The organism is Pedobacter agri PB92 (assembly GCF_000258495.1).
Classification (GTDB): domain Bacteria; phylum Bacteroidota; class Bacteroidia; order Sphingobacteriales; family Sphingobacteriaceae; genus Pedobacter; species Pedobacter agri.
In genome coordinates this window covers 1-9,941 of the sequence record NZ_AJLG01000180.1, presented here as the reverse complement: position 1 = coordinate 9,941, position 9,941 = coordinate 1, and the positions used below count along the sequence as shown (strand labels likewise).

Sequence of the window (9,941 nt, the reverse complement as noted above, 5' to 3'; positions counted from 1 at the left end):
CCAATCAGATTTACGCGACCTGGACTAAAATAAATAGCATCGGCATTTTTGTGGTATTGTTCTGCAAATTTTTGGTCAAGTTCAATTTTCATTTGGTTAAAATATTTATTAAAAGCAACTAATAATAGTATGTTTGTTTCAGGAACAAAAATCCTAAGTTACAATTTATGAGCGTTCAGCAAACATCAACAGGAAAATTTATTGATGGCGAAGAAGTTATCGCAATCGAACTCACCAATAGCAAAGGCACTTACGTTAAAATATTTAACTACGGTGCGATCATTAACAAGTTCATTGTTCAGAATGCCAAGGGAGAAATGCAAGATATTGTACTCGGGTTCGATGATTTTGAACAGTACTTAAACCCTGAATATCTAAAAAACTATCCGTATTTCGGAGCGATCATTGGGCGTTACGCAAACAGAATCAAAAATGGCACCTTTACAATTGATGGTGAAACTTATCAGTTAGCGCAAAATAATGGCGCTGACACTTTACACGGGGGTATTGTAGGCTTTGATAGAAAGGTTTGGGATATCGTGGAGGTAGATGATGAAAAATCGACCGTTACTTTAGAATATGAAAGTGAAGATGGAGAGGAAAATTTTCCAGGAAATTTAGTGATCGATTTAACTTTTGAGTTAACGGATAATGATGAATTGATATTGAGTTATGAAGCTGAAACAGATAAAGCGACAGCCATAAATCTCACCCATCATGGCTATTTTAATTTAGCTCCCGGCGGTGGAAACGTCAAAAATCATCAACTGCAAATATTCGGATCAAACTATTTAGAACAGGATGAAAATTATTGTGTTACCGGAAAGCTGATACCCGTTACTGGAACAGCACTGGATTTTACGAAACTAAAAGAAATTGGCAGAGATTGGGACGAAACTGAGGGTTATGACCAATCTTTTGTATTGGATAAAACGTACGGGGATTTAACGTTAGCAAGCAAAACCACCGAAGCCGAAAGTGGCTTAACTTTAAATGTATATACCACCGAGCCGGTAGCGCACTTATACACAGCAAAATATGTAGATGTTAAGAGTGGAAAAGGAGGGAAGGATTATGTAGGCTACGATGCGTTTTGTATTGAAACACAACACCATCCTAATGGAATCAATATTCCTGAATTCCCAACTACTGTATTAAAACCAGAAGATCTTTACACGCAAACCACGATTTACAAAGTATCATTAACAAAATAAATTTATGTTTAGTCTTGAAGAAATAAAAGCAGCAGAATCGAAAATAAAAACTGGTGCAGATTTCCCGAAGTTTATTCAGGAAATTAAAGCTATTGGTGTAGTCAGAAATGATGTTTATGTATCCAACGGTTTATCAATCTATTTCGATGATGAGGATAATGCGCAGCAAGCCAGCCCTGAAGAATATCCTTCACTTATTGTAAACGATGAGTCTTCTGCAGCGAAGCTGGAGCACGCCTTGAAAATACATCAGCAGGGAGAAACCGATTACTTTACCTTTTGTAAACAGGCTGCTGATGCAGGAGTGGAAAAATGGGTAATTGATTTAGGTCATATGACCTGTACATACCTGGATACAGAAGGAAATGAACTGGTAAAAGAAAAAATACCAACAGCCTAATTATTCAGGCCTCGTATTTAACGAAATCGAGGCCTGAAATTAAATTCTTTCCAATACCAGCTTTATAGCGCTTTCTACAATCTTATTTGGCTCTTTGCTAAATTCAAAATTTACCCTGCTAGCTAAAATTGCATTAATAGATAGCGCCTGATGCCCTAACACTTTAGCCAAAGCATAAATGCCGGCCGTTTCCATTTCTAAATTTGTGATGCGATGCTGGTTACTCCTAAAACTGTTTATTAATTTAATAAAATCAGGAACAGCATTTTTTGCTCGAACCAGCCGGCCTTGCGGTGCGTAAAAACCTGGTGCAGTAATCGTTATTCCTTTAGGCAAATCTTTTCCAATCGTATCAATCAAGCTGCTGCTCGCCCCAGTTAGGTAAGGCTTTATCGCTCCCAAATGTCCGAAATGAGCGGAAATATCATCTTTCAAACTTTTTTCATCTTCAGATATTTCCTGGATATAATAATTCATCAAAGCGTCCATACCCAAACCATAACTCGAAGCTAAGATAGTGCCCATTGGAATATCTGGCTGAACTGCACCAGAAGTTCCGATACGAATAATGTTCAGTGATTTAAAATTTGGTTTTATCTCCCTTGTTTTAAAGTCAACATTAACCAGTGCATCTAGTTCATTGAAAACGATATCGATATTATCCGTTCCAATACCCGTAGAAAGTACGGTAACTCTTTTGCTGCCTACGTATCCGGTATGCGTAATGAATTCTCGTTTACCTTTTTTATAATCTACTTTATCGAAGTATTTACTTACTTCACCCACACGATCAGGATCGCCTACAGTGATTACGGTATCTGCAACATCTTCTGGTAAAAGATTAAGGTGATAAATACTTCCATCAGGATTAATAATTAAATCGCTTTCAGATATTTTCATTGGTTAGAATGCTTTACGTTTTGATTTAAACAGTTTGAAGATATTTTAACTTGATATCTTCAATTTTATCAAACTTACTTAAAACCTGGTTCAGTTGCGCCTTTCGTACCTCAAATTTCAAGATGCAATTGGTGTCAAACTGCTGATTTAAAACTTCAAGATTTTCATCTTTGATAACTTTCATTACATCATTCATTTGCAAATATTCAAAATGAACTTCATACCAGTCGTTAACGGTTTTGGTAATGATTGAAGCGGCAGATAAAGCTTCCAAACTTGCATTTTTATAAGCATTGATTAAACCCGGAACCCCTAATAAAGTGCCCCCAAAATACCGAACCACTACAATCAGGATATTTGTAAGGTCTGCAGATAACAAACAATTTAAGATCGGCCTGCCTGCAGTGCCCGATGGTTCACCATCGTCGTTTACTCTAAATATCGATCGATCTGGAGTAAGGCGATAAGCGTAACACCAATGCCTCGCTTTTGGATGTTCCGAACGAAGTTGAATGAGGATGGGTTTCACTTCTTCTTCCATGCGGATGGGATAGGCGTATGCGATAAATTTACTTCCTTTATCCCTGAAAATACCTTCTGCGGCACTTTCTATAGTTTGATAAGCATCATCGAACAGCATTTTGCGAAAGGGTTATGATGATGACAGCAATGAGTGCTAAAATAATCCCGATATAGTTGAGTTTGTTTAGCTTCTCTTTAAAAATAATTACACCCACTAAACTTCCAAAAACAATAACACCAAGATTCATGGCGGCGAATACTGTGGAAGGATTCTCAACCAATGCTTTGTGCGCCTTCATATAAAACAGAATGTTTCCGAAATTAAACAGGCCTAAAATTAATCCACAAACCAGGTTTATGGGCTGTATCTTAATCTTTTTTAACAACGCCAGGGCGACTACAATGATTAGTGAAACAATAAATGCCAGACAAAATATGGTAAAAAGCGATGTGGTGTATGGCAATGCCTTGAAAAGTGCAATTTGTTTAAAAAGGACATCAATTACACCAAATCCAAGGAAAACGCCGACAGGATAAATCCAGCTGCCGTCCTTTTTAGCTTCGGTTGGTTTCTTTAAAAAAGTTAAAAATATTGCCGGAAAACCAATGATTAAACCAATTATTTTGAGTGAGTTGAAGTTCTCCTGGAAAACGAAGTACGAAGCAAGAATGGGAATAAATAACGACAGGCGCTGGGCAATATCAGTTTTTACAATACCCATATTCCTGATTGATGCGGCAAGGATTAAGAAAATACCCGGCAGTAATATGGCGAGAGCGATATAAATTGGCCAGGGTGCACTTACAGAAACCGAGCTGATATCAGGTTTAAAAAATAGAAAGCAAAGTATTAATGCTGCGAAATAATTTACTGAAACGGCCTGAACAATACTAATCTCATAACGTTTCGCCAGCTTTAATAATACCGCGACAGTAACACTACAAAAGATACTTAAAATTATGTATATCATTTAGTTAAAAATATTTTTGTAAATAGATAGTTTATCTGATCCAACCTGAATTTGTTCTTTCAAATGTCCGTTGATTACAGGCGAAGGAACGCCATCATCCCAGCGTTCAGATGAGGAAAAGATACGGGCTTCATCCCAGAGATTAGTATCTAAAAATTGAGTTAGGATTTTTGCACCACCTTCTACAATAACCGATTGGACATCCATCAGATAAAGTTGGAAAGCTATTTTTTGTGCCAGATAGAAGTGCATGTCTTCTATTTGGATGTAGTGGATATTTCCAGCAACATCGGTTTTAACTTCATTAAAAATGATGGTTTTAGCGTCAGCATTGTAGATATGGTTGCTTTGCGGCACCTGAAGATTTTTATCAATAACCAACCTTATCGGATTTTTCCCGGGCCATTCTCTCGCCGTTAATTGGGGGTTATCCATGATGGCAGTTTGTTTCCCAACCAGAATAGCATCTTCTTCTGTTCGCCATTGATGCGCCAGTCGCTTTGCCAAAGCTCCGCTAATCCATTTTTGATGACCATCCTTAGTCGCGAAATAGCCATTTGCGGTTTCCGCCCATTTCAATATGATATAGGGTCGCTGCTTTTGAATCCTGGTGAAAAATCGCCTGTTAAATTCCCGGCATTCATCATCCAGAATTCCACTAATTACTTCAATTCCAGCGTTTTTTAGTTTCTCTATCCCTTTTCCATCAACACCTGAGAACGGATCGCGGTTTCCTATCACGACCTTTTTAAGCTGATGCTTTACAAATAAATCGGCGCAGGGAGGGGTTCTTCCGAAGTGGGCACAAGGTTCCAGATTGACATAAGCGGTTGATTCCCGAAGTAATATTTCAGCCTCAGCGCCAAACCGCTCAATAACTGATTTAACTGCATTTGGCTCTGCATGGGCTTCACCATATTTCTGGTGGTATCCTTCGCCAATAATTTTACTGTTATGAACAATTACACATCCTACCATAGGATTCGGACTTACATTTCCGATGGCAAGTGAGGCCAGTTCCAAACAACGTTTAATGTAAAATTCATCCACCATGTGGGCAAAAATAGTAAAAAATGAATCATAGCCTTAATAAAATAGATTTGATACGGTTACAAATAGGTAATTTTACATCAAATGAAAATTGGAGAATTAGAAGAGCATTTCGCATTAGAACTTGAACCCCTTTACGATCAGGATGAAGCCAAAGCACTTTTTGGTTTAGCAGCCGAACATGTTTTTAATTTAACGCCTGTTAAACTAAAAATGATGCGAGATATTGATACAGATTTTGTTCATCTCCAAAAAATTCTGAGCATTTTAAATGATTTAATGATTGGAAAACCAATACAGCATATTTTAGGTGAAGCACATTTTTATGGATCAGTTTTCAAAGTAAACCAAAATGTACTTATTCCACGACCAGAAACGGAGGAGTTAGTGGATTGGATTATCGCCGATTGCAAGACAAAACCGAAAGCCGAACTATCTATTTTTGATGTTGGAACAGGTTCCGGGTGCATTCCGATTTCATTAAAAAAATATTTACCAGGCGCTACAGTAAGCACCCTTGATATATCTTCAGAAGCAATTGCCGTAGCCAAAGAAAATGCGCAAATCATGGATGTCCATATCAATTTCATCGTAGCTGATATTGCAGCATTTTCAAGTGAAGACAAGTTTGATGTCATTGTTAGTAATCCACCTTATATCAGATATTTAGAGAAGGATAAAATGCACAAAAATGTTTTATTGCATGAACCACACCTGGCGCTTTTTGTATCAGATGATGACCCGCTAATTTTTTATAAGGTAATAGCTGATTTTGCTAAAACTAATCTCAAGCCATCGGGGAACCTTTATTTTGAAATTAACGAATATCTAGGTAAAGAAACTACGCAGATGTTAGAAGAAAAAGGATTTACCGATATTGTTTTAAGGCGAGATATGCAGGGTAAGGATAGGATGCTTAAAGCAACACTTACTAATAATTAACCTAACCTAGGATCTGGGGTGAAATTGGGTGATTACTTCCCGTAAATAATCTCTATCCACATGTGTGTAGATTTCTGTTGTGGTAATACTCGAGTGCCCCAACATTTCTTGTACCGCTCTTAAATCGGCACCACCTTCAATTAAATGGGTGGCAAACGAATGGCGAAGCGTGTGTGGACTAATTGCTTTCTTCAAACCAATACTTTCCGCTAAACTTTTAATTAAATTGAAAATTGATATTCTTGATAGTTTAGCCCCAAAACGATTTAAAAAAATATAATCTTCATTGCCTTTTTTGATGTTCATGTGAACACGGATCGAATTAATGTAGATATCTAAAAGTTTTAAAGCAACGCCACCAATCGGAACCAATCGTTCTTTGTTTCCTTTACCGATCACTTTAATAAATTCAATCTGTGGATATAAATTCGAAATTTTTAATTCTGTTAACTCCGTAACCCTCAAACCGCAGCCATAAAGCACTTCTATAATCGCCTTATTTCTCATGCCTTCAGGTTTCGAAGCATCAATAGCACCAATAAGTTGATTGATTTCATGAATGTTCAGCATATCTGGCAGTTTTCTACTCAACTTTGGTCCCTCAATTAAAGCCATCGGATCTTTATCCACCACTTCTTCAAGCATCAGATAAGTAAAAAAAGCCTTTAAGCCCGAAATAACTCTGGCTTGAGTAGTTGCCTGCATCCCCAATTCATTCAGCCAGCTGATAAATGATTTAATGTCAGCAGCTTTGATATTATTCAGCGCAGGTTCTTCGTCTAATGACTTAAAATACTGCGCCAGCTTGTCGATATCATTTAGATAAGCATCAACAGAATTGTTAGAAAGTGAGCGTTCTAACTTTAAGTAAGCTTTAAATCCTTTAATATATGATTGCCAAAGCATGTTTTTATGGAGATTTTTTATAACATTGCAACGTTACAATATTTAATAATGATTACCACTATGAAACAATCATCAAATTTTCGAAATCTCGGAAATCTCGATTGTTTCATCATTAACACAAAGAACGTTAAAAATGAAAATACAAATTATTAATGGCCCAAACCTAAACTTGCTAGGTGTTCGTGAACCATCAATTTATGGCAATACAAGCATCGAAGATTATGTAAAAGAACTGAAAGCACATTATTCATCAATAGAAATTGAATACTTTCAAAGCAATGTAGAAGGCGAAATCATTAATAAATTACATGAAGTAGGCTTTAGCTTCGATGGAATTGTACTCAATGCAGGTGGCTACACGCATACTTCTGTCGCCATTGCCGATGCTATCGCAGCCATCAAAACTCCGGTTGTTGAAGTGCATGTTTCAAATATTTATGCCCGAGAAGAATACCGCCATGTTTCATTAACCGGCAAAAATTGTCAGGGCGTTTTAACAGGTTTTGGAATGAAAGGTTATCGCTTAGCAATTGAAAGTTTAATACATTAAAAAAATTAACATTTATGAAAAAGTTATCGCTCTTACTCACAATAATATTATTTACGATTTCAGGTTATTCCCAAAATCAATCTTTACAAAATTTACAGCCTAATGAAAAATCGGTAGTAAAAGGGGAGGACGGAAAAATATACGCTTATGATGAATGGAAATTGATGTGGTTTTCTGGAAAATATTCAGTTAAATCATTAAACACCAATGATAATAAAGGGAAACCTGAATTTTTACTATACAAACTAACAACAGAACAAACACAAGCAATGCTTGCTAGCATGCCTAAGCCGAAAGAGAGTTTAGCATTTCCTGCGGGGAAGAAGTTTGATGGATTCAAGGTAACCGATTTAAATGGAAACCAGTTTAATCTGGAAGAAGCTAAAGGCAAAATTATTGTATTAAACTTTTGGTTTATAAACTGTCCGCCTTGTAAAATTGAAATTCCATTTTTAAATGAAATGATTGATTCTTATAAAAATACCAAGGATATTATTTTTTTGGCAATTGCATTAGATGATAGCGTTCGATTACAGGAATTTTTAAAAAATAATCCTTATAAATATTCTATCATTGCTAATGGCCGCCCAATAAGTAATCAATATTCTATTAATTCATATCCCACACATGTTGTAATAGATAAAGGTGGAAAAGTTAAATTTAGTACTTATGGATTAGCAGCAAACACCGTTCTTTGGATTAAAAAGTCGATAGATGAATCATTAAGCACTAAGTAAGCTTATTGAAATACTTTATCTTTTTAATAAAAAAAGCCCAGACAACACTATTATCATAAACGCCAGCATGTTTAGTATAAGGCTTTTGAATGGCTTTACGTTTTCTATTTGTCTTGGCAATTGATTTAATAAAATGCCAGTGGCCTTTACTAACAGCCATGGTAAACTTTAGCTTTCCTGATAAAAGAAAGTGCCACCAGGCTACAAAATCAATCCACATCCTGATTGTTATCCTAAAAATAGCATCGCCCGCAGGAAGATTTTTTTGCATGATAATCAGGTTATTCCGAAAATTAAGGTAGGTTTTAAATGGATTTTCAGTTTGCAGCGTTCCACCACCAACATGGTAAACTTCTGAATCAGGGCAATACATAATTTTATAATCCAGATTTTTAAGTCTCCAGCATAAATCAATCTCTTCCATGTGCGCAAAGAGATCGGCATCTAAACCACCAGCTTCTTTCCAGCATTTGCTTTTAATAAAAAATGCCGCACCGCTGGCCCAAAAAACTTCCTGGGCGGCATTATACTGCCCCTGATCAAACTCGTAAACATTAAATAAGCGTCCGCGGCAGAATGGGTAGGAGTATATATCCAGATAGCCACCTGCGGCACCTGCATACTCAAACTGGTTTTTATTCAGTTGCCACTTAATTTTCGGTTGCGCCGCAGCAATTCTGTCATCTTTTTCCATTAAATCGATAACAGGTTGTATCCAGTTCGGCGTAACCTCTACATCTGAATTTAAGAGGATAAAATATTCTGCTTCTACGCGTTCGAGCACCTTATTATATCCTCCGGCAAAACCATAGTTTAAATCATTTTGAATGATTTTGACTGATGGAAAATGTTCCTGCAAAAAAGCAACAGAATCATCAGTTGAAGCATTGTCGCCAACAACGATTTGCAAATTATCGTATTGAGAAAGTAATATTCCGGGTAAAAATTGTTTTAGAAATGCCTTACCATTCCAGTTTAATATTACAACAGCTACTGAGGGATTCATTCTTTTATTCGGGTTTAAACTTCCAGCGTTTATGGCTCCAAAGCCAGTATTGAGGTTGTTCTTTAATAATATCTTCTAAAAATTTAAAGTGCAAATTAGTAATTTCAAATTCATTTGCTGAAGCAGGATTTAAACACATCGGCAATACATCGACATGGTAATAGCCTTTCTTCACGACATTAACCTTGAAATAATAAATTGGCCGGTTTGTAGCTTTCGCAATTTTCTCTACACCTAACAATGCAGCAGTTGGCTGATGCAAAAAATCTACAAAATATTTGGTTTCTTCACGTGTTGGTGCCTGGTCGCTGGCAAAACATAATAATGTAGGCTCATTTTTATATGCAGCCATTCCCCTTAAAGTTTGGCGCATGGCGATAAAAACATTTCCGTATTTTGTTCTGAATGTGTTAAACCACGATTCGAAAATCTTATTGGTAAGTGGCTTATAAATGACCATTGTTTTTGCAGAGATACTTAGGCCTAAGGCCAGAGTGCCAAGCTCCCAGTTACCATAATGCCCGGTACAAGCCAATACGCTTTCTCCGGCATTGAAATGTTTTTCAAGTTGTTCCAGCCCGGTAAATTTTACTCTTTTCAAAGTTTCCTGCTTTGAAATTGTAGTCATTTTAATGATTTCGAAAATCAATTCCGAAAGGAAAAGAAAAAAATCTTTTTCTATTTTAATGATTTGATCGGCTGATTTTTCAGGGAAAGATTTAAGTAAATTCTCACGAACAACT

13 protein-coding genes are annotated in these 9,941 nt (G+C 36.5%); 5 read left to right on the top strand and 8 right to left on the bottom strand.

The genetic code is table 11. The features are described 5' to 3' along the window. A partial coding sequence (locus tag ON09_RS26910; protein ID WP_010602814.1) for a galactokinase family protein occupies positions 1-92 on the bottom strand: 92 nt, incomplete at its 3' end. Between the two features lie 75 nt (positions 93-167). Here ON09_RS26910 and ON09_RS19830 point away from each other — a divergent pair. Together ON09_RS19830 and ON09_RS19825 are read left to right on the top strand one after the other, a co-directional pair. After that, positions 168-1,214 carry an aldose epimerase family protein gene (locus ON09_RS19830; RefSeq protein ID WP_010602813.1) on the top strand — a complete coding sequence of 349 codons (1,047 nt, stop codon included), beginning with the start codon at positions 168-170 and terminating at the stop codon, positions 1,212-1,214. Positions 1,215-1,218: 4 nt separating this feature from the next. Further along, positions 1,219-1,614: a DUF1398 domain-containing protein gene (locus ON09_RS19825; RefSeq protein ID WP_010602812.1), complete on the top strand. Its 396-nt coding sequence runs from the start codon at positions 1,219-1,221 to the stop codon at positions 1,612-1,614. A gap of 39 nt (positions 1,615-1,653) precedes the next feature. Here ON09_RS19825 and ON09_RS19820 read toward each other — a convergent pair whose 3' ends face one another. From ON09_RS19820 to ribD, 4 genes are read right to left on the bottom strand one after another with little or no spacing between them, the layout of a single operon-like run. Continuing rightward, a complete protein-coding gene (locus tag ON09_RS19820) occupies positions 1,654-2,514 on the bottom strand; it encodes a nucleoside phosphorylase (RefSeq protein ID WP_010602811.1) in 861 nt (286 codons plus the stop codon). 25 nt (positions 2,515-2,539) lie between these two features. After that, entirely contained in the window at positions 2,540-3,154 is a 615-nt protein-coding gene (locus tag ON09_RS19815) for an IMPACT family protein (protein WP_010602810.1), read from the bottom strand. Beyond that, the gene (locus ON09_RS19810; protein WP_010602809.1) at positions 3,141-4,007 is read right to left on the bottom strand and encodes a DMT family transporter; all 867 of its coding nucleotides are present in this window, start codon (positions 4,005-4,007) and stop codon (positions 3,141-3,143) included. The genes ON09_RS19815 and ON09_RS19810 overlap by 14 nt, the downstream gene beginning before the upstream one ends. Next, a complete protein-coding gene (gene ribD / locus ON09_RS19805; protein ID WP_010602808.1) occupies positions 4,008-5,060 on the bottom strand; it encodes a bifunctional diaminohydroxyphosphoribosylaminopyrimidine deaminase/5-amino-6-(5-phosphoribosylamino)uracil reductase RibD in 1,053 nt (350 codons plus the stop codon). A gap of 81 nt (positions 5,061-5,141) precedes the next feature. On the opposite strand from ribD, the gene prmC reads away from it, so the two are divergent. Beyond that, the gene (gene prmC / locus ON09_RS19800; protein ID WP_010602807.1) at positions 5,142-5,999 is read left to right on the top strand and encodes a peptide chain release factor N(5)-glutamine methyltransferase; all 858 of its coding nucleotides are present in this window, start codon (positions 5,142-5,144) and stop codon (positions 5,997-5,999) included. Between the two features lie 6 nt (positions 6,000-6,005). Here prmC and xerD read toward each other — a convergent pair whose 3' ends face one another. Further along, positions 6,006-6,905, bottom strand: coding sequence for a site-specific tyrosine recombinase XerD (xerD, locus tag ON09_RS19795; protein ID WP_010602806.1), 900 nt, complete (start codon positions 6,903-6,905; stop codon positions 6,006-6,008). A gap of 133 nt (positions 6,906-7,038) precedes the next feature. On the opposite strand from xerD, the gene aroQ reads away from it, so the two are divergent. Together aroQ and ON09_RS24480 are read left to right on the top strand one after the other, a co-directional pair. Further along, positions 7,039-7,455, top strand: coding sequence for a type II 3-dehydroquinate dehydratase (gene aroQ, locus ON09_RS19790; protein WP_010602805.1), 417 nt, complete (start codon positions 7,039-7,041; stop codon positions 7,453-7,455). A gap of 14 nt (positions 7,456-7,469) precedes the next feature. Then, entirely contained in the window at positions 7,470-8,192 is a 723-nt protein-coding gene (locus tag ON09_RS24480; RefSeq protein ID WP_010602804.1) for a TlpA family protein disulfide reductase, read from the top strand. Here ON09_RS24480 and ON09_RS19780 read toward each other — a convergent pair. Together ON09_RS19780 and ON09_RS19775 are read right to left on the bottom strand one after the other, a co-directional pair. Further along, positions 8,185-9,198 carry a glycosyltransferase family 2 protein gene (locus ON09_RS19780; RefSeq protein ID WP_010602803.1) on the bottom strand — a complete coding sequence of 338 codons (1,014 nt, stop codon included), beginning with the start codon at positions 9,196-9,198 and terminating at the stop codon, positions 8,185-8,187. The two genes, ON09_RS24480 and ON09_RS19780, sit on opposite strands and share 8 nt — an antisense overlap. Positions 9,199-9,202: 4 nt before the next feature. Continuing rightward, positions 9,203-9,941 (bottom strand): lysophospholipid acyltransferase family protein (locus ON09_RS19775; protein ID WP_010602802.1); only part of this gene is annotated, 739 nt, incomplete at its 5' end.

Coding starts and splice junctions, on each gene's coding strand:
- ON09_RS19780 (WP_010602803.1), bottom strand. CDS start 9,198: ATGAATCCCTCAGTAGCTGTTGTAATATTAAACTGGAATGGTAAGGCA.
- ON09_RS19810 (WP_010602809.1), bottom strand. CDS start 4,007: ATGATATACATAATTTTAAGTATCTTTTGTAGTGTTACTGTCGCGGTA.
- aroQ (WP_010602805.1), top strand. CDS start 7,039: ATGAAAATACAAATTATTAATGGCCCAAACCTAAACTTGCTAGGTGTT.
- ON09_RS19820 (WP_010602811.1), bottom strand. CDS start 2,514: ATGAAAATATCTGAAAGCGATTTAATTATTAATCCTGATGGAAGTATT.
- xerD (WP_010602806.1), bottom strand. CDS start 6,905: ATGCTTTGGCAATCATATATTAAAGGATTTAAAGCTTACTTAAAGTTA.
- ON09_RS19815 (WP_010602810.1), bottom strand. CDS start 3,154: ATGCTGTTCGATGATGCTTATCAAACTATAGAAAGTGCCGCAGAAGGT.
- ribD (WP_010602808.1), bottom strand. CDS start 5,060: ATGGTGGATGAATTTTACATTAAACGTTGTTTGGAACTGGCCTCACTT.
- ON09_RS24480 (WP_010602804.1), top strand. CDS start 7,470: ATGAAAAAGTTATCGCTCTTACTCACAATAATATTATTTACGATTTCA.
- prmC (WP_010602807.1), top strand. CDS start 5,142: ATGAAAATTGGAGAATTAGAAGAGCATTTCGCATTAGAACTTGAACCC.
- ON09_RS19830 (WP_010602813.1), top strand. CDS start 168: ATGAGCGTTCAGCAAACATCAACAGGAAAATTTATTGATGGCGAAGAA.
- ON09_RS19825 (WP_010602812.1), top strand. CDS start 1,219: ATGTTTAGTCTTGAAGAAATAAAAGCAGCAGAATCGAAAATAAAAACT.